The 24,347-nt window shown below is 74.7% G+C and carries 21 protein-coding genes; 15 read left to right on the plus strand and 6 right to left on the minus strand.

Annotation, left to right across the window (positions count from 1 at the left end; translation table 11 throughout):
- The first annotated feature begins 39 nt into the window (after nucleotides 1–39).
- Nucleotides 40–1,044, plus strand: a complete 1,005-nt coding sequence (locus ACFY07_RS23415; RefSeq protein ID WP_390871316.1) for a ScbA/BarX family gamma-butyrolactone biosynthesis protein — start codon at nucleotides 40–42, stop codon at nucleotides 1,042–1,044.
- Nucleotides 1,045–1,232: 188 nt separating this feature from the next.
- On the opposite strand, the gene ACFY07_RS23420 is transcribed toward ACFY07_RS23415, so the two are convergent.
- The 6 genes from ACFY07_RS23420 to ACFY07_RS23445 form a co-directional block, all read right to left on the minus strand.
- Complete coding sequence (locus ACFY07_RS23420) at nucleotides 1,233–2,006, minus strand: SDR family NAD(P)-dependent oxidoreductase (RefSeq protein ID WP_390871318.1); 774 nt, start codon at nucleotides 2,004–2,006, stop codon at nucleotides 1,233–1,235.
- An 80-nt stretch (nucleotides 2,007–2,086) separates the two neighbouring features.
- Nucleotides 2,087–2,788, minus strand: coding sequence for an HAD family hydrolase (locus tag ACFY07_RS23425; protein WP_390871320.1), 702 nt, complete (start codon nucleotides 2,786–2,788; stop codon nucleotides 2,087–2,089).
- 26 nt (nucleotides 2,789–2,814) lie between these two features.
- The gene (locus ACFY07_RS23430) at nucleotides 2,815–4,941 is read right to left on the minus strand and encodes an anthranilate synthase family protein (protein WP_390871321.1); all 2,127 of its coding nucleotides are present in this window, start codon (nucleotides 4,939–4,941) and stop codon (nucleotides 2,815–2,817) included.
- The gene (locus tag ACFY07_RS23435) at nucleotides 4,938–5,615 is read right to left on the minus strand and encodes an isochorismatase family protein (protein ID WP_390871323.1); all 678 of its coding nucleotides are present in this window, start codon (nucleotides 5,613–5,615) and stop codon (nucleotides 4,938–4,940) included. The genes ACFY07_RS23430 and ACFY07_RS23435 overlap by 4 nt, the downstream gene beginning before the upstream one ends.
- Before the next feature lie 143 nt (nucleotides 5,616–5,758).
- On the minus strand, nucleotides 5,759–6,541 hold the full coding sequence (locus ACFY07_RS23440; protein WP_390871325.1) for a 2,3-dihydro-2,3-dihydroxybenzoate dehydrogenase: 783 nt from the start codon (nucleotides 6,539–6,541) through the stop codon (nucleotides 5,759–5,761).
- Between the two features lie 95 nt (nucleotides 6,542–6,636).
- Complete coding sequence (locus tag ACFY07_RS23445) at nucleotides 6,637–7,875, minus strand: 3-deoxy-7-phosphoheptulonate synthase (RefSeq protein ID WP_390871327.1); 1,239 nt, start codon at nucleotides 7,873–7,875, stop codon at nucleotides 6,637–6,639.
- A gap of 620 nt (nucleotides 7,876–8,495) precedes the next feature.
- Between ACFY07_RS23445 and ACFY07_RS23450 the strand changes: the two genes are divergently transcribed.
- The 14 genes from ACFY07_RS23450 (at nucleotide 8,496) to ACFY07_RS23515 (ending at nucleotide 24,329) form a co-directional block, all read left to right on the plus strand.
- Entirely contained in the window at nucleotides 8,496–9,437 is a 942-nt protein-coding gene (locus ACFY07_RS23450) for a dimethylarginine dimethylaminohydrolase family protein (protein ID WP_390871329.1), read from the plus strand.
- The gene (locus tag ACFY07_RS23455) at nucleotides 9,434–11,212 is read left to right on the plus strand and encodes a copper resistance protein CopC (protein WP_390871332.1); all 1,779 of its coding nucleotides are present in this window, start codon (nucleotides 9,434–9,436) and stop codon (nucleotides 11,210–11,212) included. The genes ACFY07_RS23450 and ACFY07_RS23455 overlap by 4 nt, the downstream gene beginning before the upstream one ends.
- 90 nt (nucleotides 11,213–11,302) lie before the next feature.
- The gene (locus ACFY07_RS23460; protein ID WP_390871334.1) at nucleotides 11,303–12,577 is read left to right on the plus strand and encodes an MFS transporter; all 1,275 of its coding nucleotides are present in this window, start codon (nucleotides 11,303–11,305) and stop codon (nucleotides 12,575–12,577) included.
- 222 nt (nucleotides 12,578–12,799) lie between these two features.
- Nucleotides 12,800–13,627: an isocitrate lyase/phosphoenolpyruvate mutase family protein gene (locus ACFY07_RS23465; RefSeq protein ID WP_390871336.1), complete on the plus strand. Its 828-nt coding sequence runs from the start codon at nucleotides 12,800–12,802 to the stop codon at nucleotides 13,625–13,627.
- Nucleotides 13,628–13,791: 164 nt separating this feature from the next.
- Entirely contained in the window at nucleotides 13,792–15,192 is a 1,401-nt protein-coding gene (locus ACFY07_RS23470; protein ID WP_390871338.1) for an XRE family transcriptional regulator, read from the plus strand.
- Between the two features lie 170 nt (nucleotides 15,193–15,362).
- On the plus strand, nucleotides 15,363–16,646 hold the full coding sequence (locus ACFY07_RS23475) for a lysine N(6)-hydroxylase/L-ornithine N(5)-oxygenase family protein (RefSeq protein WP_390871339.1): 1,284 nt from the start codon (nucleotides 15,363–15,365) through the stop codon (nucleotides 16,644–16,646).
- Nucleotides 16,646–17,017, plus strand: coding sequence for a cupin domain-containing protein (locus tag ACFY07_RS23480; protein WP_230654310.1), 372 nt, complete (start codon nucleotides 16,646–16,648; stop codon nucleotides 17,015–17,017). The genes ACFY07_RS23475 and ACFY07_RS23480 overlap by 1 nt, the downstream gene beginning before the upstream one ends.
- On the plus strand, nucleotides 17,014–18,552 hold the full coding sequence (locus ACFY07_RS23485; RefSeq protein ID WP_390871341.1) for a class I tRNA ligase family protein: 1,539 nt from the start codon (nucleotides 17,014–17,016) through the stop codon (nucleotides 18,550–18,552). The genes ACFY07_RS23480 and ACFY07_RS23485 overlap by 4 nt, the downstream gene beginning before the upstream one ends.
- Before the next feature lies 1 nt (nucleotide 18,553).
- Complete coding sequence (locus ACFY07_RS23490) at nucleotides 18,554–19,627, plus strand: FAD-dependent oxidoreductase (RefSeq protein ID WP_390871343.1); 1,074 nt, start codon at nucleotides 18,554–18,556, stop codon at nucleotides 19,625–19,627.
- Nucleotides 19,624–20,922, plus strand: coding sequence for an ATP-grasp domain-containing protein (locus ACFY07_RS23495; RefSeq protein WP_390871345.1), 1,299 nt, complete (start codon nucleotides 19,624–19,626; stop codon nucleotides 20,920–20,922). Before ACFY07_RS23490 ends, ACFY07_RS23495 begins: the two co-directional genes overlap by 4 nt.
- Entirely contained in the window at nucleotides 20,919–21,263 is a 345-nt protein-coding gene (locus ACFY07_RS23500) for a hypothetical protein (protein ID WP_390871347.1), read from the plus strand. The genes ACFY07_RS23495 and ACFY07_RS23500 overlap by 4 nt, the downstream gene beginning before the upstream one ends.
- Nucleotides 21,260–22,615: an FAD-binding oxidoreductase gene (locus ACFY07_RS23505; RefSeq protein ID WP_390871349.1), complete on the plus strand. Its 1,356-nt coding sequence runs from the start codon at nucleotides 21,260–21,262 to the stop codon at nucleotides 22,613–22,615. Before ACFY07_RS23500 ends, ACFY07_RS23505 begins: the two co-directional genes overlap by 4 nt.
- An 18-nt stretch (nucleotides 22,616–22,633) precedes the next feature.
- Nucleotides 22,634–23,140, plus strand: coding sequence for a flavin reductase family protein (locus tag ACFY07_RS23510; protein WP_230654322.1), 507 nt, complete (start codon nucleotides 22,634–22,636; stop codon nucleotides 23,138–23,140).
- Nucleotide 23,141: 1 nt separating this feature from the next.
- On the plus strand, nucleotides 23,142–24,329 hold the full coding sequence (locus tag ACFY07_RS23515; RefSeq protein WP_390871351.1) for an acyl-CoA dehydrogenase family protein: 1,188 nt from the start codon (nucleotides 23,142–23,144) through the stop codon (nucleotides 24,327–24,329).
- The last annotated feature ends 18 nt before the right edge of the window (nucleotides 24,330–24,347 follow it).

The following is a 24,347-nucleotide window of genomic DNA, read 5'->3' on the forward strand; positions in this document are numbered from 1 at the left end:
GGCCAGCCGACAGGGGTTCGAATCTCCTTTGGGGGGGACATGTCCACACCCTTGCTCTCGATCGACGTGGAACCGGACGCTCCGCTCTCCGCGTTCCCGCAGCTCCACGGCTCCTCCGCGAACGTCTTCATCCCGTCACAGCGGCAGCACAGGCGGTTCACCACCACGGTGCCCAAGGAGTACGTCCACCGCGCCTCCGTGGCCGAGGTCCTGCTGACCGACTGGCTGCGCCTGGACGACTCCCGCTTCATCGCCGCCGCCCAGTGGCCGCGTGCGCACAGCTACTTCACGTCCCCGTGCGGGCTGTACTACGACTCGACGCTGGTCGCGGAGACCATCCGCCAGGTCGGCACCCTGGTCTCGCACGCCGAGTACGGCGTCCCGCTGAACAGCCACTTCATCCTGAACAGCCTCCAGTACCGGTGCGAACCGGCGCAGCTGGAGGTCCTCGGGGCTCCGGCCGAGCTGTCGCTGTCCGTCACCTGCTCGAAGCTCCGCCGTACGGGCGGGCAGGTGGCCGGGGTGGAGGTCGGCATCGACATCCTGCGCGACGGCCGGCCGATGGGCTCGGGCCTGGCGAAGGCCACCATGCTCCGGCCGGAGGTCTACCGCCGGATCCGCGGCGGGCGGCTGGCGCCGGGGCCGGGCACCGGGATGCCGCTGGCCGAGCCGGTCGAGCCCGCGCTGGTCGACCGCCGGTACGCCCCGGACGTCGTGCTCTCCCCCGGCGACGGCCCGCGCCGCTGGCTGCTCCGGGCCGACCGGCGCCACCCCGTGCTCTTCGAGCACCCGGGCGACCACATCCCCGGGATGGTGCTGCTGGAGGCCGCCCGGCAGGTCACACGCCTCCTCGCCCCCGGCAGCACGGCGGTCGCGGCCGAGAGCTCCTTCGAGCGGTACGTGGAGTTCGACGCCCCCTGCCTGATCGAGGCGGAGGAGCACGACTCGGCCGATCCGGCGGTCAGGACCGTGTCCGTGCGGGCCGAGCAGGACGGACGGACCGCGTTCACCACCACCATCACCCTCGCGGTCCCCACCGCGTAGGCCGCGCCGCGCGGGCGGGGGGCCGGGCAGGGGGGCCGGGCCCGCAGGGCGCGGCGGACGGGCACGGCGGACGGGCACGGCGGACGGGCACGGCGGACGGGCACGGCGGACGGGCACGGCGGACGGGCACGGCGGACGGGCACGGCGGACGGGGTCCCGCACGGAGCGGGACCCCGTCCGACGTCCGGTCACAGGACCGTGAACCCGCCGTCCACCGGCAGGACCACACCGGTGGCGAACGAGGCGCGGTCGCTGCAGAGCCAGGCGGCCGCCTCGGCGATCTCCTCGGGCTCGGCCGTCCGCGCCTGCGGGGTGAGCTGGTGGAGCATCGGCTCCACGGCGGGGTTGGCCCGGAACCACTCGGTCACCATCTCGCTGCGCGTCGTCCCCGGGGCCACCGCGTTGACCCGGATCCCCTGGGCGGCGTACTCCGCCGCCGCCGCCCGCGTCAGGCCGACGACCGCGTGCTTGGACGTGACGTAGGGCGCCGCGACCGGCGTCGCCACCAGGCCGCCCACGCTGGTGGTGTTGACGATGGAGCCGCCGCCCGTCTCCAGCATCGCGGTGATCTCGTGGCGCAGGCAGTTCCAGACGCCGCGGACGTTGGTGTCCATGATCTGGTCGTAGACCTGGTCGTCCATCAGGTGGAGGGGCGTCCGCTCCGCGCCGTACCCGGCGTTGTTGAAGGCCGCGTCCAGCCGCCCGAAGTGCTCGACCGCGGCCCGCACCGCCTCCGCGACCTCGCCGCTGCGCGCCACGTCGGCAACCGCGTACCGGGCCTTGTGGCCGTCGGCCTGCAGCTCGTCGACCAGGTCGGCCAGCTGCCTCTCCCGCCGGGCGACGAGCAGCACGGAAGCGCCTTCGCGTGCGAAGACCCGTGCGGCTGCGGCGCCGATCCCGCTGCTCGCACCCGTTATGAGGGCCACCTTGCCGGCAAGGAGCCCACTCCCATGTGGTGTCATGCTGGATTCATAGCGCAAACCGGCGGTCCGCGAACGGGAATCCGCCGGTCCGTGTGCGCACGGCGCAGGGGGTCCGGCCGTCAGCCGCGCCAGCAGGTCCCGGCCTCGGCCTCGGCGTCCAGGGTCCGCAGCAGGTCCTCCCCGATCTCGGCCGGCGACCGCACCAGGTGCCGCACGCCCGCCTCGCGCATCGCCCCGCGCTGGAAGCCGTGCTCGAAGTCGCTGGGGTTCCCGATGAAGGGCACCCCGAGTCCGCGGGCGGTCTCGGCGACCCGCGCCACGTCGTCGATGACGAGCACCTGGTCGGGCCGGAGCCCGAACGTCTCCGTGACGATCTCGCGGATCCCGGGGCGGTGGGCGTCGGTGCACACGTACCCGGGGTCGTCGAAGAGGTCGGCGTGCCCGCCCAGGGCGCGGTCGAAGTGGGAGCGGTCGAGGCCGCCGTAGCAGACCGTGCGCAGTCCCGACGAGCGGAGCAGCCCGACCAGGGCGACCGCTCCGTCGAGGATCCGCACCGGGTGGCGCTCCAGGTACTCGGCCCTCTCGCGGAAGTAGACCTCCCGGACCTTCTCCGGCGGCCAGTCGACACCCGCCGCCTCGGCGATCACCTGCGCGGCCTCGGCCTGCCGCTGCGAGAAGATCCGCCGTTCCAGCTCCGCCGTGTAGACGCCGCCCCGGCTGACGATGAAGTGGTGGATCACCGGACTGAAGGTGTCGTTCAGCATCACACCGTCGATGTTCACCGCAGCCGCACGCAGATGCCGGAGCCGTCCGCCCGTCATGCCCTCTCCCCCTTCGATCGGCGCGGTCATCCTAGTGAGCCGGCGGGCCGGTGCGGAGCCCCTGGAGCCGGATCGGGGCGCCGGATCGGGGCGTCGGGGCGGCGGTCCGGCCGGCGGCCGCCCGTCCCGCCGGCGGACCGCGGGACCCGGGGCCCCGTCGCCAGGGGGGCGGCGCCCCGGTCCGCAGGGAGGGTCCGCTCCTCCAGGAGGGAGGCGAGCAGGTCGGCCGTGACGCGCACGCCGTTCTGGCTGAGCAGCGACTCCGGGTGGAACTGGACCGAGCGGAAGCCCGGCCCGCGCAGGGCGTGGACCTGCCCGGTCCCCCGGTCCCGGCAGACCTCGACGGCGCCCGCCACGCCCGGGGCGACGATCAGGTCCGCGTCCGCGCGCGCCGCGAAGGTGTTGTAGAAGCCGACCAGCTCGGACCGGCCGAAAAGGTCGATCTTCTTCTGCACGCCCTGGTCGGGGCGGTCCCTGCGGACCAGGTCGAGGCCGAGCAGGCCGCTCAGCACCTGGTGGCTCAGGCACACCGAGAGGAACGGCCGCCCCTCGTCCAGCAGCCGGCGCGTGACGGCGCGCAGACGGGCGATCTTCGGGTGGTGCTGCCGCCGCGGGTCCCCGGGCCCGGGCCCGAGCACGACGAGGTCGTACCCGCCGGTGTCGTACGCCTCGTCGAACCGGCGCACGGTCACGGTCGTCCCGAGCGAGCGCAGCTGGTGGTCCCACATCGCGGTGAAGGTGTCCTCGGCGTCCACCACCAGCACCGTCCGGCCGGCGAGCCCGGGCACCGGACGGGCAGCGGGCCCGTCCTCCAGCCAGAAGGAGGAGAGGGCGCTGTTGCGCTGCCGCAGTGCGGCGAGGACGTCGGGGTGCCGGGCGAAGGACGGTGCCCCCGGAGCCGGCCGCGGGCGCGGGGCGGTCCGCCGCGTCGGGGACCGGTGGCCGAGGGCGGACAGCAGCCCGGCCGCCTTGGCCCGGGTCTCGGCCGCCTCCGCCTCCGGGTCGGAGTCGCGGACCAGGGTGGCGCCCACCCCGACGGTCGTCCGGCCCGCGGCGTCGATGACGGCGGTCCGGATGAGGATCGCGGAGTCCAGCGTGCGGCCGCCCCCGGCGTCGCGGCCGATGAGCGCCGCCACACCGCTGTAGTAGCCGCGGCCGTGCGGCTCGAACCTGCGGACGACCCTGGCCGCGCTCTCCAGCGGGCTGCCGGTCACCGTCGGCGCGAACAGGGTCTCCCGGAGGACGTCGCGGACGTCGGCGGTCGTCCGGCCCTCGACGACGTACTCCGTGTGCGCCAGGCCGGCCATCTCGACCAGGTGCGGACCGCTCGCCCGGACCCCGGAGTCGCTGACGCGGGCCACCATCTTCAGCTCCTCGTCGACGACCATCGCGAGCTCGTCGGCCTCCTTGGGGTCCGCCAGGAAGGCCAGCACCCCGGTCAGCGTGGGGCCCTGCGCCGGGTACCGGTAGGTTCCGCTGATCGGGTTCATGACCGCGACCCCGCGGGACAGGCTCAGGTGCCGCTCCGGGGTCGCCCCGACGAACGTCCTGCCGCCCGCGTGGACGGCGAAGGTCCAGTACGCCCCCCGCTCCCGCTCCACCAGGCGGCGGAAGACGGCCAGCGCCGAGAGCGGCGAGTGGTCGGAGATGTCCGCGGCGAAGGTCCGCCTCACCACGAAGTTGGCGCCCTCGCCGGCGCCGATCTCCTCGGCGACCACCCGGCGGACGATGTCCGCGTAGGCCGCGTCGTCGATGTCGAAGGCGCCGCCGACCAGGTCGGTCCGGATGTCCGGCAGCTGCGCGAGCGCCTCGCCGACGGGGACCGACGCCTGCGCACGGACGCGCAGCGTGATCACCGGGGCTCCGTCGTCCACCGCCTCGAACCCGCGCTCGGCGAGCTGCCGGTAGGGGACCACGGCCAGCACCTCGTGCCCGGCGCCCCCGGCCGGCGCCCCGTCCGGACCGGGGTCGTCGCTCCGCAGCGGGATGTCGGCCAGGGCGGCGACCTCGGCGGTGTCGCCGACCAGCACCTCGATCCGCCCGGCCGGCCCCGTCCGCGGCCGGTGCAGCAACGCGAAGTCCGCGTGCCGCCCGGCCAGGACCTGCCCGAGGAGTGCCCCGCCGTGCGGACCGGCCCCCGCTGGGCGCGTCATGGTCCGCCCACCTGTCGGGTGCGGCCGCCGGCCCCCACCGGCGCGAGCTGCCGGAGGACGGTGGCGGTCGTCACCGTCATCGCGCAGCGGTCGGCGGCGTAGCGCAGGGCGAACCGGTGGTGCTCGGGGGAGAAGTCGGCGACGGCGTCGGCGACGAGGAACGGCCGGATGTCGGAGGTGAAGGCGTCCATGCTGGTCATGAGGACGCCGACGTGGGCGTACACGCCGCACACGATGAGCTGGTCGCGCCCCCGCGCCTGCATGGACGTGAGGAGCCGGGTGCGGTGGAAGGCGCTGTAGCGCCACTTGGTCAGCACCAGGTCGCCCACCCCGGGCCGGATCGGGTCGACCACCTCGCGGTGCTCCGGGGCGGTCGTCATCCCGGAGCCCCAGAAGTCCCTCAGCAGGCCGCGCTGCTCCTCCGTCATCCCGCCGGGCTGGGTGGTGTAGGCGACCGGGACGCCGAGCGCCGCGCAGCGCTCCCGCAGGGCGGTGAGGTTGCGGAGCAGCTCCGTCACCGGGGACCGGTCGGCGGGGAAGGGCCGGATGAAGTACTTCTGCATGTCGTGGACCAGCAGGACCGCCCGCCGCGGGTCCACCGTCCACCGGGCGGTGTTCTCCGGCAACTCGTCCTCGGTCGGCATCGGGTAGGCCGCGATGGCCGGGATTCCCATACGGGGCGTGTCCTCTCTGGAGGCCGGAGCGGCCCTGGGCCGCGTCCGGTCGTGTCCGGCCGTGTCCGGCCGTGTCCGGCCGCGTCCGGTCGTGTCCGGCCGCGTCCGGTCGTTCCCGCCCGGCGCGAACGGCCGGAGACGGCCTAGTGGCCGAGCGCCGCACCGCCGTCGACGGTGAGGTCGTGCATCGTGATGTGGGCGGCCTGGTCGGAGAGCAGGAACACCACCGCGTCGGCGATGTGCCGGGGCTGCGCGATGCGCCCCAGCGGGATGCCGACGCGGAAGGCGGAGGACACGCCGTCGACCGACGCCTGCTCCGCGCCGTCGTCCCACAGGGCGGTCAGCATCGGGGTGTCGGTGGAGCCAGGGGCCACCACGTTGCAGCGGATGCCGAGGCGCGACACCTCCAGGCCCAGGCACTTGGTGAACATGGTCGCGGCGGCCTTGGACGCCGCGTACGCGGCCATGTCCACCCGGGGGGTGCCGGCCGCGTTGGACGCCACCGTCACGACGGCGCCCCGCCGGCGCCCGGCCATCCGGTTGACCACGGCGCGCGAGACGAAGAAGACGCCCGCGGTGTTCACCGCGAAGGTGGCCGCCCAGTCCTCGTCGGTGAGGTCCCGCGCCCGGCCCGGGCGCAGCACCCCGGCCGCGTTGACGAGGCAGTCCAGCGGGCCGAGGCGCCGCTCGACCCGGTCGACGACGGCCTCGACGGCGGCGCTGTCGGTCACGTCGGCGGGGAACGCCTCCGCCCGCCCGCCGGAGTCGCGCACCTCCCCGGCGAGCTCCTCGAGCCGGCCGGCGTCCCGGTCGACCATCGCGACCGCGGCGCCGCCTGCGGCGAGGGTGCGCACCACGGCCCCGCCTATGCCGCCGGCCGCCCCGGTGACCAGCGCGGCCTTGCCGCGTATTCCATCGATCTGCATCGGGCCCCCGACATTCGACGGCGGTCGGCCTCGGCCGACCGGGAATTCCGCTGAGGAAGAATCAGTACTGAGGAACCATCGGAAAGCGGCGCCCGTCACCGCGGGAGCGGCCGGCCCCGCCAGGCGGCGGCGACCTCCAGGGCCTGCGCCGGATTCAGCCGCGGGTCGCAGAGACTCGTGTACCGGTCCCCGAGGCTTTCCACGGACCGTCCGTCGTGGACGCATTCGGAGACGTCGTCGGGCGTGGTCTCGAGGTGCAGGCCGCCGGCGACCGCGCCGGCGTCGCCGATCGCGTTCTGGAATTCCCTCACCTCGCGGACCACGGTCTCCACGAGCCTGGTCTTGAGGCCGCCCGGCCCGCCGACCGTGTTGCCGTGCATCGGGTCCGACAGCCAGACGACCGGGTGCCCGGCGTCGCGCACGGCTGCGGCCATGGCCGGCAGCCGCCCGGCGACCGCGTCCGCGCCCATCCTGGCGATCAGCGTGAGCCGGCCCGGCTCGCGGTCGGGGTCGAGCCGTTCGCACAGGGCCAGCAGGTCGCCGGTCGCCGTGCCCGGCCCGACCTTGGAGGCCACCGGGTTGGCCACCGACGCCAGCAGCGCCACGTGGGCGCCGTCCACCTGGTTGGTGCGGTAGCCGATCCAGGGCCAGTGGGTCGAGGCGAGGTAGCGCCGGCCGCTGTCGTCCGAGCGGACCAGCGGCACCTCATAGTCCAGCAGCAGCGCCTCATGGCTGGTCCACACCGGGGTGGCGAGGGCCGGGGGCTGCAGGGCGGTCCGGCTCCGCAGCGCCTCCACGGCCCGGCCGGCCGCCTCGTAGCCCGACAGCAGCCGCCGCGGATCCGGGCGCCGCAGCCGCGCGTCCGGCTCCGGGCCGTTGACCATGTGGCCCCGGTAGACCGGCAGCTCCACCCCGTCCACCACCTCGGTGGGGCGGGAGCGCGGCTTGGCGAACTGGCCCGCCATCCGGCCGACCCTGAGCGTGGGCAGCAGGGTGTTCATGGACATCACCCCGGCCAGCGCCTCGAGCAGCGCCGCCTTGCGGGCGACGTGTCCGGACCCGCACTCGGCGGGGTCCTCGGCGCAGTCCCCCGCCTGGACCACGTGGAACCGGCCGGCCGCCACCCCGGCCAGCAGGCCGCGCAGTTCGGCCGTCTCCCCGGCGGTGACGAGACCCGGCCGGTCGGCGAGGTCGAAGGTGACCTCGGCCAGGAGGTCGAGGTCCTCCCACTGCGGCTGCTGCCGTGCGGGAAGCGCCCTCCGGAGCCCGTCCCGGCCCTCCGGGAGGGCGGGCCCGGCTGCGGCCGGTCGGGTCGCGATCGCGTCGCTGGTCACCAGGGACCTCCGTGGTCGTGAGGGGTTCACCGTCTCGGAGAGGGCGTGTCCGGACGCCGGGCCGCCGTCCGCGCCGCACCGGCGGACGGCCTTCGCCGAGTGTGCTGTCGCGGGACCGGGCGGACAACGCGCGGCGGTCAACTTCGTCAGGTCCCCGGAACTCCGCCGCCCGCCGGAATCCGGGGTTGTCCGGGGCATTCCGGAGCCGTCCGGAACGGGCGGCGCGAATCCTCCGCGACTCCCCACCCGCCGGCGGCCCTTCGCCGAAAGTCCGGGGCGGACTCCGTCAGGTCCGGAGGCGGTTCCGCGTGTGTGCGGGAAATACCCCGGCGGCGGACGGACGCACCCCGTCGCGGACTTGATTGCTCCTGCCGTCCGGGGCTCGCGATCAATCCGACGCGCTGGTGGACTCGGTCGACGCGGACGCCGATCGTCCCGATCCGGTACCGGAGTCCGCCGTCGGCCCGGCCGGCGGGGCCGCGCGAGGTCCGGCCCGGCCCGGTCCGCGGGCCCGGTGCGTGCGGCGTCGCCGCGGCCGGGCCGGACGACACCCCGGACTGGCTCCGCCCCGGGCCCGCCCGGCCGGGCGGGCTCCAGCAGACCATCAGAGTGAGGGCACCGTGAACAGCGAACTCCTTGTCTCCGACGCGAGCCACTTCCGGGTCGACTACGCGATCAACCCCTACATGGACACCGCGGTCCAGCCCGACACCGAGGCGGCGCTCGCCGAGCACCAGGCGATCGTGGCCGCGCACCTCACGGCCGGCCGCAAGGTCGAGTACCTGCCGTCCGCACCGGAGTGCCCGGACATGGTGTTCACCGCCAACGCCGCCGTGGTCCGCGGCGACCGGGCCGTCCTGGGCTGCCCGCCGCCCGAGCGGAGGAACGAGGTGCCGTACTTCCGGGAGTGGCTGGCCGACCGGGGGTTCGAGGTCGTCGGGGCGCCCCACGCCTTCAGCGGCCAGGGCGACGCGCTGGCCTGCGGCGACCTGCTGCTGGCGGCGTACGGCCAGCGCACCGACGTGCGGATGCTCCCGCTGCTCGCCCGCGAGCTGGACTACGAGGTGGTGCCGCTGCGCACGGCGGGCCCCCGCTGGTACGACCTCGACCTGGCCGTCGGCGTCGTCTCCCCGGACATCCTGGCGTACTGCCCGGAGGCCCTCGAGGCACGCAGTCAGCGGACCCTGCGCAGGCTCGGGCCCGACCTGGTCGAGGTGTCCGCCGAGGAGGCGGCGCGGTTCGCGCTGAACCTCGTCAGCGACGGGACCACCGTGACCATGACCCGGGGCGCACCGCGGCTGGCCGCCGCCCTGCGCGACCGCGGCCTGGAGGTGGTCGAACTCGGCACGTCCGAACTGGCCAAGGGCGGCGGCGGGATCCGCTGCACCGCCCTGACGCTGGACAACCCGCCGGCGGGGCGGCTGTCATCATGTCAGGGCCCGTCGGCACCCGGGACCGCGGACCGGCTGCGGGCGCCCGTCCACGGGCAGGGCTCGTCGCCGTCCCCCGCGGGGGAGCCGGACGGGCCGGTCGTCCACCGACGGGGGAGCAGTCAGGTATGACCACGGGATCCGTGCGGGTGCGCCGGGCCGTCGGGGCGCTGGTCGCGGTGCTCGCGGCCGTGCTGGGCGTGCTCGGCGGGGCGGGCACGGCGTCCGCGCACGCGGCGCTCGTCTCCACCGGCCCGGCGCAGGAGTCGGTGGTGCCGAGGCCGCCGTCCGCCGTCACGCTCACCTTCGGCGAGGGGGTGACGCTGCCCGCCGACTCCCTCCGGGTCTTCGACCCGGCGGGCGGGCGGGTCGACGCGGGCGCCCCGGGGCACCCCGGCGGCCGGGCCGACACCGTGCGGGTCGCCCTGCGCGGCGGACTCGCCGACGGCACCTACACGGTGGCCTGGCGGGTGGTCTCCGAGGACTCGCACCCGCTCGGCGGCGCCTTCACGTTCTCCGTCGGGGCGCCGTCGGCCGGCTCCGTCCCGGCCGCGGCGCTCCGGGGCCCCCGGACGGACGGCCTGGTCGCCTTCCTGTACGGCACCGGACGCGCGGTCGCGTACGCCGCGTTCGCCCTGCTGGCGGGGGCGGTGGCATTCGTCCTGGTCTGCTGGCCGGCCGGCGCGTCCGTCCCGCAGGTGCAGCGGCTGCTGGCGGCCGGCTGGATCGGCCTGCTGGGCTCCACCGTGGTGCTGATGATGCTGCGCGGCCCGTACGAACAGGGCGGCGGGATCGCGCCGTCGGCGGATCCCGCGTCGGCGCACGTCCACGTCCCCGTGGACGAGCGGATCTACCTCGCGCTGGCGGCCAGGCTGCTGCTGCTCGCGGCGGGCGGCGTGTTCCTGGTGCTGCTCGTGGGGCAGCTGGGCCGGCCCGGGACCGAGGCGGCCGGGCGGTCCCGGTCACGGCTCGGCACGGCCGGACTGGCGCTGGCGGTCGGGCTGTCGGCGACCTGGGTCGTGACGGACCACTCCTCCGAGGGCGCCCAGGTCTGGCTGGCCCTGCCGGTGACCGCACTGCACCTGCTGGCGATGGCGGCCTGGCTGGGCGGTCTGGCGACGCTGGCGGCCGGGCTCCGCCAGGGGATCGTGCCCGCGGCGGTGGAGCGCTTCTCCCGGGTGGCCCTCGTCTCGGTGACGGTGCTGGTCCTGACGGGGCTGTACCGGTCCTGGCGCGAGGTGGGCTCCTGGGGCGCCCTGTCCGGCACCGGGTACGGGCGGCTGCTGCTGGTCAAGATCGGATGCGTGGCCCTCATGGTCGCGGCGGCGTGGGTCTCCCGGTCCCGCCTCGCCCGCCTGCGGACCGGCGCGGAGGCGCGGGAGGGCGGGTCCGCGCGGGCGGGCCTGCGGCGCTCCGTCCTGGCGGAGTCGGCCGTGGCCGTGGTGGTGCTCGCGGTGACCACGGTGCTCACCTCCTCACCGCCCGGGCGGACGGCGTCCGCGGCGGGCGGGTCCGCCCCGCGCAGCACGGCCGCGCCGGCCGCCGACGCCGCCCCGGGCCGGACCGCCACGCTGAGGATCCCGTTCGACACGGGCGGCCGGACCGCGAACGCCAGGGGCACGGCGACGGTGGTCCTCGTCCCGGCGGCGGCCGGGGGCTGGACCGTCCGGCTGCGGCTGGCCGAGGCGGGCGGGGGGCCGGCGGACGAGCCGGAGGTCCGCCTGGCCTTCACGCTGCCCGCCCGGGACCTCGGGCCGCTGCGGCCGGCGCTCCGGCGGGACGGCGCCGGACGCTGGTCGGGTGCCGTCCGGCTCGCGCCGGCGGGCGACTGGACGGTCGCGGTGACCGTGCGCTCGTCCGACATCGACGAGGCGACGTCGGCGCGGCAGCTCACGGTCGGCGGCTGAGCGCCCCGGCGGACCGGCGGCCGCAGCGGACCTGACAGGGTGTCCCCGCTCCGCTTCCCGGGCCGGTGCGGCATCGATCACGCTGGGCAGATGATTCGTCACAAGCACGTCTGGCCGTGGATGATCGCGGCCATCGGATTCGTCGCACTGGTCGCGGCGGCTGGGTTCCGGGCGACCCCCGGCGCCCTGGTGGAGCCGCTGCAACGCGAGTTCGGATGGTCCACCGGGACCATCGGCTTCGCCATGTCCGTCAACCTCGCCCTCTACGGCGTCACCGCGCCGTTCGCCTCCGCGCTGATGGAGCGCTTCGGCGTGCGCAAGGTGACCGCGGGCGCCATGACGCTGATCGCCCTCGGCAGCGGACTGACCGTCTTCATGACCGCGTCCTGGCAGCTCGTGATGCTCTGGGGCGTGCTGGTCGGCCTGGGCGCCGGCTCCATCTCCCTGGGCTTCGTCGCCACGATCGGCACCCGCTGGTTCGTCAAGCGCCAGGGGCTGGTCACCGGCCTGCTCTCGGCGGGCGGCGCGACCGGCTCGCTGGTGTTCCTGCCGCTGGTGGCGAAGCTCTCCGAGGCGCCGGGCGGCTGGCGGACCGCCGCGATCGTGGTGTCCCTGGTGGCCCTCGCCACGGTGCCGCTCGTGCTGCTGTTCTTCCGGGAGCACCCCGCCGACCTCGGGATCCCGCCGTACGGGGCGGACGAGGTCGTGCCCGCGCCGCCCGCCACCGGCAACGCGGCGCGGCTCGCCGTCGACGGCCTGAAGAGCGCCGCCCGCACCAGGACGTTCTGGTTCCTCTCGACCGCGTTCGCGATCTGCGGCGCCACCAGCAACGGCCTGGTCAACACCCACTTCATCCCCGCCGCCCACGACCACGGCATGCCGACGGTCACCGCCGCCGGCCTGCTCGCCATGATCGGGATCTTCGACCTCATCGGCACGGTCCTGTCCGGCTGGCTCAGCGACCGCTACGACTCGCGGGTCCTGCTGGCCGCCTACTACGTGCTCCGCGGCCTGTCGCTGCTGGTCCTGCCCCAGCTGTTCGACAAGCAGGTCACCGGCTTCATGGTCGTGTTCGTCGTCTTCTACGGCATGGACTTCATCGCCACCGTGCCGCCGACGGTCGCCCTGTGCCGGGAGCACTTCGGGATGTCCGCCCCGATCGTGTTCGGCTGGATCTTCGCCGCGCACCAGCTCGGCGCCGCCTCCGCCGCCACCGTGGCCGGCATCACGCGGGACAGCTTCGGCACCTACGCGCCCGCGTGGTACGTCGCGGGCGCCCTCAGCGTCGGCGCGGCGCTCCTGTCCGTGGGGACGAGGCGTCCGGCGGTCCAGGAGACCCGGCTCGAGGAGCCCGCGCTCGCCTGACCGTCCGCCCGCCCCACCGCACCCGGGCCGTCCCGTTCCGCTCCGGAGGTGGCGCCTCCCCCGGCTCCACCGGAGGCGCCACCCCGGTCCCCCGGACCGGCCGCGGGCCGCGTGCGGCGGGCGGCGGGCCGCAACGTGACGGAGTCCGCGTGACCGCGTGGACCGTTTTCTCCCCGCTCCAGAAGTATGTCGGTTCAACACCCCTCCATGAAAGGTGCCGTCATGGCGCACAGTCAGCAGGCCAAGGCCGTCCTCCTCCGCGAACTGCACGAGAAGGGCGTGCTGGTGCTCCCGAACGCCTGGGACGCCGGCAGCGCGGCGCTCATCGCCCAGGGCGGCGCCCGGGCCATCGCCACCACCAGCGGCGGCGTGGCCTGGTCGGCGGGGAAGCCGGACCAGCAGGCGCTCACCCGGGACGAGATGGCCGCCCTGGTGCGCCGGATCGCCGACACCGTGGAGGTGCCGGTGACCGCCGACATCGAGGGCGGGTACGGGCCCGCGCCCGAGGACGTGGCGGCGACCGTCACCGCCGTGGTCGAGGCCGGCGCGGTCGGCGTGAACCTCGAGGACTCCAGGCCGGACGGCACGCTCTTCACGGCCGAGGAGCAGGCCGCCAGGATCCGCGCCGCCCGGCGGGCGGCGGAGGAGGCCGGACTCCCGGAGCTGGTGGTCAACCTGCGGACCGACGTGTTCCTCTTCCAGATCGGCGCGCCCGAGGGGCGGCAGGCCGACGTGCTGGCCCGCGCGGCCGTCTACGCCGAGGCCGGGGCGGACAGCCTGTTCGTGCCGGGCCTGCTCGACCTCGCGGTGATCGCCGAGCTGGTGAAGGGCCAGCCGCTGCCGGTCAACGTGATGGCCGGTCCCGGCGCGCCGACGGTGGCCGAGTTCGAGGCGGCCGGCGTGCGCCGGGTCAGCGTCGGCACCGCCGTCGCCCAGGCCGCCTACACGCTGGCCCGGCGGGCCGCCGCCGAGCTGGTCGACAGGGGCACGTACGACGAGCTGGCCGGCGCGCTCGACTTCGGCGCGCTGAACGGCAGCTTCAGCCGCTGAGGCGTGCGGGGGGAGCCCCGCAGCCCGAGGAGATGCCCGGACACGGGGTGCGGGTCGGCCGGAGACATCGGACCGGCCCGCTCCCCATGTCTCCACGTGTACACGAAACATCCGCGATGCATACGAGAGATCAGGGGATGGGAATGGGCAGGCCGGAGAAACCAGTGGACGCATCGGGCGGAGCGGTCGCGGAGTTCGCGAGCCGCCTGCGCCGCCTACGGATCGAGGCCGGCAGCCCGACGTACCGGGACATGGCCGCAACCGCCATGTACTCGGCCTCGGTGCTGTCCAGCGCGGCCAACGGGCACCGGCTGCCCACGCTGCAGGTCGCGCTGGCGTACGTGGCCGCCTGCGGCGGCGACCGGGAGGAATGGCGCCGGCGCTGGCTGGCGGCGGCCGGCAGCGGCATACCGGCGGTGCCGCCGCGCCCGGCCGCGCCGCCCGGGCCGTCGGCGGCACAGGAGCCGGCGGCGCGGGGGTCGGCACCCCGGGAGCCGGCGGCCCGGGCGGTGCACCAGGCGCCGCGGGCCGCCGCGCCGGCGCTGCCGAAGCCGTTCCAGCTGCCGCCCCGTCCGCAGGGGTCGGTCGGCCGCGGCGAGGAGCTGGCCCGGCTCGCCTCGGCCCCGGCCGGTCCGGTGGTGATCAGCGGTCCGGTCGGCGTCGGCAAGAGCGACCTGGCCCTGCACCACGCGCACAACCTGGCCCCGGCCATGGTGGACGGCCAGCTCTACGCCGACGTGGGCCCGGTGCCCGCGGGCGGGTACGACGTGTCGGGCCTGCTCGCCGAGTTCCTCGCGGCCCTGGGGGTGCCCCCCGGGCAGATCCCGGCGGCGGCGGACCAGCGGGCCGGGCTCTACCGTTCGCTGATCGCCCGGCGCAGGGTGCTCGTGCTGCTGGAGAACGTGCACTGCGAGCGGCAGGTCCGCCCGCTGCTGGCCGACTCGGCGACCAGCACCACCATCGTGGTCGGCCGCTCCTCGCTGCTCGGCCTGCGCGACGTGCACCGGGTCCGGCTGGAGCCGCTCCGCCGGGCCGACTCGGTCGCGCTGATCGTCCGGAGGCTGCCGGAGCGCGCCCAGGCCGACCCGGTGAGCGCCGACCGGCTGGCCGAGCTCTGCGGCGACCTGCCGCTGGCCCTGGACATCGCCACCCGCAGACTGCTCGCCCACCCCGAGACCTCGCTGCGCTGGGCCGTCAACCGGCTGGACCGGCCCGCGGCGCTGCTGGACTGGCTGAGCGTCGGCGACCTCTCCCTGCGCGAGGTCCTCAACTCGGCCCACGTCCAGCTCGGCGACCCCGCCTCCGACCTGCTCGACCGGCTGGCGGACCTGCCGCAGCCGGAGCTGCGGGCCGACGAGTCGATCCTGGCCGGGGCCGACCATTTGATCGACGAGTTGGTCGAGGCGGGCATGCTCCGGCCCACCGAGCGGCTCGGCGCGTACCGGCTCGACCCGCTGGCGCGGGCCTTCGTCGCGGACCGCGATCCGGCCCACAACCTGCTGCCCCGCCGCTCCGTGCCGTTCCCCCGGATCCGGCCCGGGGCCGGTGTCCGGCAGCTGACCTGACCTGCCGGTCAACCCCGCTCCCCCGCAGGTTGATTGTCCGCTCCGGACAAGCCTGTCGATCAACAGCCGCCCTCGGTGTACTCGTCCTACCGAACGGGTCCGAACAGCAGCACGGGCCGTTCACCTGCTCGCTCGAACGGGCGGTAGGACGAGTAGCGAGGTGGCAGAACATGACCAACCACGAGGTCGAGGTCCTGGCGATCGGCGCCGGCCCGTCCAACCTGGCCCTGGCGGTGGCGATCGAGGAGTCCGGCGCCACCGGCCTGGCGGCCGACACCCTGGTCCTGGAGCAGCACCCGGACGTGCAGTGGCAGCGCAACCTGCTGCTGCCGTTCGCCCGGAGCCAGGTCTCCTTCGTCAAGGACCTGGTGACCCTGCGCAACCCCCGGAGCCGTTTCTCCTTCCTCTCCTTCCTGCACGCCAAGGGCCGGCTGGACGAGTTCGTCAACCTCGGCACCTTCAACCCCTTCCGCCGGGAGATCTCCGAGTACCTCCAGTGGGTGGCCAACTCCTTCGACCACGTGGGGGTCCGCTACAACGCCGGGGTGCGGAGCGTCGCCCCGCGCAGGGCCGACGACGGCACCGTGACCGGCTGGCGCGCGACCCTCGCCGACGGCGACACGGTGGACACCCGCGACCTGGTGGTCGGCACCGGCCGCGACGCCCACGTCCCCGCGGAGTTCGCCGGCCTGCCGCACGACCGGGTGATCCACAGCTCCCAGTACTCCACCCGGATCGCCCAGTACCCGATCGACCGCCCGGTGCGGGTGGTGGTGATCGGCGCCGCGCAGAGCGCCGCCGAGATGTTCGTCTCGGTCCACCAGGACCTGCCGCTCAGCCAGCCGACCCTGGTGCACCGCTCGGTCGGCCTGATGAACTACCAGACCAGCAAGTTCGTGAACGAGCTCTTCTTCCCGTCCTTCATCGACGAGTTCCACGCGAGCCCCCCGGAGGCGCGCCGGCAGATCCTGGACGAGGTCCGCCTGACCAACTACGCCGGCCTGGCCGCACCGTTCCTGGACGAGACCTACCTGATGCTCTACGAGCAGAAGCTGACGGGTTCGCAGCGCTCCGCCGTCCGGCCGATGACCGAGGTGCTCGCCGCCCGCGAGGAGGACGGCGAGGTGGTCCTGGAGCTGCGCGACCGCAAGACCGGCCGGGTGGAGGCGCTCCGCTGCGACCTGGTCCTGCTCGGCACCGGCTACGACCAGCGCATGCCCGCGATGGTCCGGGGCCTGGCCGACCAGGTGGGCCTGGAGCGGATCGAGGTGAACCGCCGCTACCGGGTGGACCTCGGCGAGGACGCCCGCGCCGGCCTCTACCTGCAGGGCTTCAACGAGGCCACCCACGGCATATCCGACTCGCTGCTGAGCGTGCTCGCGCAGCGGTCGCAGGAGATCACCACCGACCTGCTGGACCGCCGCAGCGTCGCCGCGACGGCGGGTGCCCGCTGATGGAGATCCGCCGTCTGGACCGAGCCAACCTGACCCCCGCCTACGGCATCGAGGGCGAACGCCTGCAGCCCTGGGACGCGCTGAACGCCCCCTTCGAGGGAGCGTGGTGCGTGGTCCGGGCCGGCGGGGAGTCCACCCCGCACGACCACCACGAGTACGAGATCTTCATCGCGATGAGCGGCAGCGCCGCCCTGGTGGTGGACGGCGTCGAGCACGAGTTCGCCGCCGGCGACATCGTCCACCTGCCGCCGGGCTGCACCCACAAGGTGGTCAACGCCTCCTCCGCGGACTTCGAGTACTACGGGATCTGGTGGGACGCCGACATGTCGGTGACCTTCCTGACCCGCCACCAGAAGGGGAGCACGGCATGAGCAAGCGTGTGGCGGTGATCTCACCCGCCCCGACCGCCAACGGCGACCTGCACCTCGGCCACCTGGCCGGCCCGTTCCTGGCCGCCGACGTCTTCACCCGCTACCAGCGCGCCGTCGGCCGGGAGGCCGTCCTCGGCACCGGAGCCCAGGACACCTCCACCTTCGTGGTCACCACCGCCCGCCGGCTGGGCACCACCCCCGAGGCCCTGGTCGCCGACTCCACCGCCAGGATCGAGTCCACGCTCGCCGCGATGGGCATCGCGGTGGACGGCTTCACCCGGGACGAGGAGCGCTTCACCAAGCAGGTGCTGAGGTTCATGGGCCGGCTCCACGACGAGGGGCGGCTGGTCCTGCGGCCCACCCGGTTCCCCTACGCGCCCGGCACCGGGGAGTACCTGGTCGACGGCTTCGTCCGGGGCGGCTGCCCGAACTGCCTGGCGGAGGGCTGCGCCGGGCTCTGCGAGAGCTGCGGCCACCCGCTGGCGGCCGGCGACCTGATCGACCCCCGCTCCACGGAGAACCCCGAGGAGGTCCTGGAGCTGCGCGAGGTCCCGGTCCTGGTGCTGCCGCTGGAGGAGTACCGGGAGCGGCTGCAGGCGTACTTCGCGGAGTCCGGCGCCGCGCTGCGGCCGCACATGGCCCAGGCCGTCGCGGAGATGCTCGCCCGTCCGCTGCCGGACTTCCCGGTCACCTACCCGGTCTCCTGGGGCATCCCCGCCCCGTTCCCCGAGACCGCCGGGCAGTGCATCAACCCCAACGCCGAGACGATGGCCTGGTCCGTCTACACCACCGCCCTGTCCGCCGAGGCGCGCGGCGAGGTGCTGTCGGCCGACGACCAGCTCTGGTGGCCGGAGTCCGGGACCGAGGTCGTCTACTTCCTCGGCTTCGACAACACCTTCCCGTTCGCCGTCGCCGGGGCGGCCATGCTGCTCGCCCTGCACGACCGGTACGCCCTGCCGGCCCGGTTCGTCACCAACGAGTTCTACGAGCTGGAGCACCAGAAGTTCTCCACCAGCCGGGGCCACCTGGTCTGGGGGCAGGAGCTCGCGGACCGGCTGCCGCGGGACGTCGGCCGCTACCACCTGGCCGCCACCAGTCCGGAGCACCAGCGCACCAACTTCGGCTGGGCGGCGGTCGCCGCCGTCACCGGGGCCCGGCTGGTCGAGCCGTGGAACCGGGTGGCCGCGAAGGCCGGGCGGTGGGCCGGGCAGACCCTGCCGGTCTCCGCCGCCTCCCGCGAGGCCGCCGACCGGATCACCGAGCGGTTCGCCGCCGCCTACGGGCTCGACTCCTTCAGCCTCGGCCGGGCGGCGGAGACGCTGGCCGAGCAGCTGGGCCGGCTGGACCGCTGGGAGGTGTCCGACGCGGAGGCGGGCGACTTCTGCCACCAGGTGGAGACGGTGCTGCGCAACGCCGCCCCGATCCTGATCGACCTCGCCGAGCAGGCCGGGGTCGGCACCCGGCTGGGACGGGGCGACCGGACGACCGGGATCACGGTGAGGGAACTGCCGCGGCTGGACGGCGGGGCGGTGTGAGATGCCCACCGACGCGCGACGGGTCGTGGTGGTCGGCGCGGGGGTGACCGGACTGCTCTCGGCGGTGCGGTGCGCGCTGGCCGGGCACCGCGTCACCGTGCTGGACCGGGACGCCATCCCCAACCCCGGCTCCACCTCCTTCGACCAGCACCGGGCCGTCCGCGCACTCGACCTGGCCGACCTCGCCGCCTCCCGGCGGGTGGCGGTGGCGCACCGCCGCTGGATGGCGCTGGAGGCCCTGACCGGATCCAAGTTCTACCGCCGGGTGGGCATGATCACCGCCTGGTCGGCCGGGGAGGTGGACGCGGTGATGGACGCCGCGGCCGCCGCCGACCTCCCGGTGGGCCTGGTCGACCCGGCCACCGTGCCCCACGTCCGGTTCCCCGAGGGCACGGTCGGGGTGCTGGAGCGCCACGGCGGCGTCCTGCTCGCCGACCACGCGCTCCAGGTGCTCGTCCGCTGGCTGAACGAGCAGCCGAACGTGACGCTCCGCCCCTGGCAGCAGGTCAAGGCGGTGGACCCGGAGACCGGCCGGGTGTACCTGCCCGACGCGGAGTTCCTGGACGCCGACCTGACCCTGATCGCCACCGGCCCCTGGTCGAAGGACCTGGTCGACCTGCCGATGGTGCTGCACCGGCAGACCCTGGTCTACCTCAAGCCGCCGGAGCAGCTGGCCTCGGCCTGGGAGAACACCCCGGGCATCGGCCGGATCGGCACCTCGGGCCTGGCCTGGCTGCTGCCACCGGGCGACGGGACGCTGCTCAAGGTGAGCTCGGCCTCCGTCTGCCGGGAGGCGGACGCGGTCACCACCGGCTCCGCGGTGGAGGAGCGCCGGTGGGCGGAGCAGGTGCTCGCCGAGCGGTTCCTGACCGACCCCGACCGCTACTCCGTGATCGCGGTGAAGCGCTGCCACTACCTGGTGGACGCCGAGACGGGCGCCGCCCACCTCGTCCGGATCGGCCCGAGCACCTGGGCCCGGACGGCCAGCGGGGGCGACGGCTTCCGGACCGCACCGCTGGTCGCCGAACGGATTCTCGAGGCACTGACCACAGACTTCCGAGGGGAGACGATATGACCACCGAGGACCGCGTGCTGCTGGTGATCGGCAGCGGGCTCAAGGTGTACCGCGAGTACCTGATCGAGTCCGCCGCCCGCCGGGCGGCCGAGCTGGACCTCAAGCTGGTCCTGGTCAACAACCTCAGGCCCACCTGGCAGCAGGACCACTTCGACGAGATCACCGTGGTCAACGTGTTCGACCACGAGGAGCTCCGCGCCGCCGCCCGGGAGATCGCGGGCCGCCGGACCGTGGTCGGGCTGTTCTGCTACGACGAGCCGCTGGTGATGCCGGCCGCCGAGCTGGCCGCCGAGTTCGGGGTCCCGGGCCTGGGGCTGGCCGGGGTGCAGGGCTGCCGGGACAAGCACCGGACCCGGTCGGCGCTGACCGCCGCCGGCCTCCCCCAGCCCGGTTTCGAGCTGGCCGACACGCCGGAGCAGGCCCGCGAGGCGGCCGCCCGGATCGGGTACCCGGTGGTCGTCAAGCCGCGGGCGCTGGGCGCCTCGATGGGCGTCGTCCTCGCCGAGGACGAGACGCAGCTGGACCAGGCCTACCTGGTCGCCTCGAACGCCAGCCTGGTCGGGGACGAGCCGTTCCGGGGCGGGGCGATCGTGGAGGGATACGCCGTCGGCCCCGAGATCAGCGTCGACGGCGTGGTGCACCGGGGCGAGTACCGGGCGATGTTCGTGGCCCGCAAGGAGACCGGGCTCCACCCGTACTTCGAGGAGGTGGGCCATGTCGTGGACGCGGCCGACCCGCTGCTGCAGGACCAGCGGCTGATCGACGTCCTGACCAAGGCGCACGAGGTGCTCGGCGTCGAGAACGGGCTGACCCACACCGAGGTCAGGCTCACCTCCCTCGGCCCGGTGATCATCGAGATCAACGGCCGGCTCGGCGGGGACCTGATCCCCTTCCTCGGCCGGATCGCCACCGGGATCGACCCCGGCGAGCTGCTGGTGGAGGTCGCGGCCGGGCACCGCCCGGACACCTCCTTCACCCGGCACGGGGTCGCGGGCATCCGCTTCGGCTACCCGCCGGAGGACGCCACCGTCCGCGAGGTGCGCGTGCCGACCGGCCTGCCGGGGCTGGTGACCGCCTCGCCGATGGTCGAGCCGGGCACCGAGCTGCGGCTCCCGCCCGGCGGGTACCTGGCCCGGCACTCCTTCGTGGTCTGCACCGGCGAGGACCGGGAGACCTGCCGGGAGCGCCTCGCCGACGCCGTCGCGGCCGTCGGACTGGACGCGGAGCCGCTGGAGCGCAAGGACGTGGCCGCGCGGCTGGAGATGCCCGCCGGACTGCTGGACGTGGACGGATGACCATCGACTACGACGGCCGCCGGTTCCGGAAGGCGGCCTCCACGGACGGGGTGACGGCCCGCTACCACCAGGAGGGCGACCTGGTCTGGGCGGACTTCGCCGGCGGCCCGGTCCGCCGGGGGAGCGTGAACGGGGTCTGCGGTCCGGACGGCACCCTGCGGCTCGTCTACACGATGGTGCTGGACGGCGGCGACGTGATCGCCGGACGCAGCGTCAACACCCCGGAGCAGGGGGCCGGCGGCGGTCTGCTGCTCCGCGAGGAGTGGGAGCGGTACGGGCCGCACGCCGAGACCGGCGTCTCGTACCTGGCGGAGGTCACGGAAGCTGAGGAAACGGGATGACCGACTGGCAGGGCCTGCGCGGGCAGGTCGACGGAACGGTGCGGCTGCCGGGGGATCCCGGCTTCGACGAGGCCAGCAGCGCGTTCAACAGGCGCTACGCGGACATCCGCCCGGCCGGGGTGCTCTCGGTGGCGAGCGTCGCGGACGTCTCCCGGGGGATCGCCTGGGCCCGGGCGCAGGGGCTGCCGGTGGTGGCCCGCGGCGGCGGCCACAGCTACGCCGGCCAGGCCGCCACCACCGGACTGGTGCTCGACCTGCACGGTCTGGACACCATCACGGTGGACCGCGAGCGGGAGCTGGTCACGGTCGCCGGCGGGGTCCGCTCGGGCGAGCTGTACGCCGAGCTCCAGCGCCACGACCTGGCGGTGCCGCTCGGCAACTCGGACGAGGTCGGCATCGGCGGCCTCACCCTCGGCGGCGGCGTGACCGCGGTCTCCCGGGCGTTCGGCCTCACCTGCGACTCCCTGGTGGAGACCGAGGTCGTGCTCGCCGACGGCACGCTGGTCACGTGCAACGAGACCGACCACGCCGACCTGTTCTGGGCCTGCCGGGGCGGCGGCGGCGGCAACTTCGGGGTCAACACCTCCTTCACCTTCCAGGCCCGGCCGACGGTCGCCGGCTCCACCTGCCTCGTGCTGTGGCCCCTGGACGACGCCGAGGCGGTGCTGCCGGTGATGCAGCGGATCATGCGGGACGCGCCGGACCGGTTCGCCGCCCGGATCGGCGTGAACCGGTCCGGGCACGACGACGGGACCGTCTCGGTGATCGGCCAGCACCTGGGCCCGGCCTCGGAGCTCCGCGGACTGCTGGCGCCCGCGCTGGAGGTCGGCTCGCCGTCCACGGTGGACATCGAGGACCGCGGCTACTGGGAGGCCAAGGACTACCTGCGCCACGAGACGTCGGGGGACCCGTTCGCGGTCCGCACCCGGACCGTCGGCGAGCCGCTCACCGAGGCCGGCGTGGACACCGTCCTGACCGCCCTGCGCAAGTGGCCCGGCAGCAGCAATCCGGACGGGGCCGGCGTCGCCCTGTTCACCTGGGGCGGCGCCATCAACCGGGTGCCCGTCACCGAGACCGCCTTCCCCCACCGGGACGTGCTCTTCCTCGTCTCCATGGACACGTCCTGGTCCGCCGAGGACCCGGAGGAGGTGCGCCGGGCCAACCTCGAGTGGCTGACCGGCCTGCACGCCGCGATGGGCGAGCACGCCCGGGACGCCTCGTACGTCAACTTCGCCGACCCCGACCTGTCCGAGGCCCAGGCCGCCTACTTCGGCCCCAACCTGGACCGGCTCCGCGAGGTCAAGCAGCGCTACGACCCCGAGCGGGTCTTCACCTTCAGCCAGGCCGTCTAGCCCCGAGGAGGAGCCGTCATGTCACCAGATCTGCGCGGCGCGATGCGCAACTTCGCCACCGGCGTCTGCGTCGCCACGACCTACGCGGACCGCGAGGGCCTCCGCCGCCACGACGCGGTGACGCTCAACTCGCTGACCTCGGTGTCGCTCGACCCGCCGCTGGTCTCGCTCTCGCTGCACCGCGACTCCCAGTTCCTGGGCGATCTGCTCGAGACCGGGAAGTGGGCGGTCTCCATCCTGGACAGCGGCGCCGAGCCGCTGGCCCGCCGGCTCGCCCGGGGCCGCGACGACCGCGCCGAGGCGGTCGCCGCCCTCCGGGCCAACCCCGGACCGGCCACCGGGGCCCTGATGCTGGACGCGCAGAGCAGCCTGGAGTGCGTGCTCTGGGACAGCTTCGACCTCGGCGACCACACGATGGTGATCGGCGAGGTGGTCTCCACCGGCGTCCGCGACCACCAGCCCCCCCTGCTCTTCCTGCACGGCAGCTTCCACCCGCTGGCGACCGCCGCGACCAAGGAGTCCTGACATGACGCACACCCGGGCGGTCCCCAACACCGCAGCCGAGATCCTCGCCGCCGCGAAGGCGCTGGCCCCGCAGCTGCGGGAGCGCGCGGCCGAGATCGAGCAGAACCGGCGCCTGCCCGCCGACGTGGTCGAGCTGGTCCGCTCCACCGGCGCGTTCCGGATGGGCTTCAGCAAGGCGTGGGGCGGTCCGGAGCTGACCTCGGCCGAGCAGACCGAGGTGGTCGAGGCCCTGGCCTACGGCGACTCCTCGGCCGGCTGGGCCGTGATGATCGGGATGGACTCCGGCCTCTACGCCTCGTTCCTCGACGAGACGGTGGCCAAGGAGATGTTCCCCCGGCTGGACACGGCCACCGCCGGCCTGCTCTTCCCCACCGGCCGGGCCGAACGGGTGGACGGCGGCTACCGCCTGTCCGGACGGTGGCAGTTCGGCAGCGGCATCACCCACGCGGACTGGGTGATCTCCGGCGCCTTCCTCTACGAGGACGGCGAACCCCTCCTGGCCGACGGCGCGCACGACTCCCTCCTGCTGATGGTGCCGCAGGCGGACGTCGAGATCATCGACACCTGGAACACCACCGGCCTCTCCGGCAGCGGCAGCTGCGACTACGCGATCCACGACGTGTTCGTCCCCGAGGGGCGGACGCTCACCTTCGGCACGGTCCGCAACGGCGAGGGCCCGCTGGCCCAGCCCGAGGTGCACATGCGCAACATGCCCGGTGTCCCGCTCGGCGTCGCCCGGGCCGCGCTGGACTGGGTGCGCGCCCAGGTGGTGGCCAAGTCCCCCGCCGGCGGGGGCGGCTGGGCGGACACCTGGCGGGTGCAGGTCACCCTGGCCGAGTGCGAGGCCGACTTCAACGCCACCCGCAGCGCGGTCTACGGCGCGATGCGGCGCCAGTGGGAGGTGCTGGAGGCGGGCGGCACCCTCGACGACCTCACCCCCGAGGAGCGCGCCGCGCTCCCCCTCTCCCGGCTGCACGCCTTCCGCACCGCCCGCTCCGTGGTGATGCGGCTCTACGACCTGATGCAGACCGCGTCGATCTACAAGCCCAGCCCGCTCGACCGGTGGCTCCGCGACACCATGACGATGTGCCAGCACGTGGTGGCCCAGGACAGGATCCTGCAGTCCGCCGGCGCCCACCTCCTGGGCGGCAGGCCGAGCTTCCCGCTCAGCCTCGGGATCACCGGCTGACCCCGGAGGACCCGCCCC

Origin of the sequence: Streptomyces sp. NPDC001380, assembly GCF_042895785.1 — a bacterium.
Classification (GTDB): domain Bacteria; phylum Actinomycetota; class Actinomycetes; order Streptomycetales; family Streptomycetaceae; genus Peterkaempfera.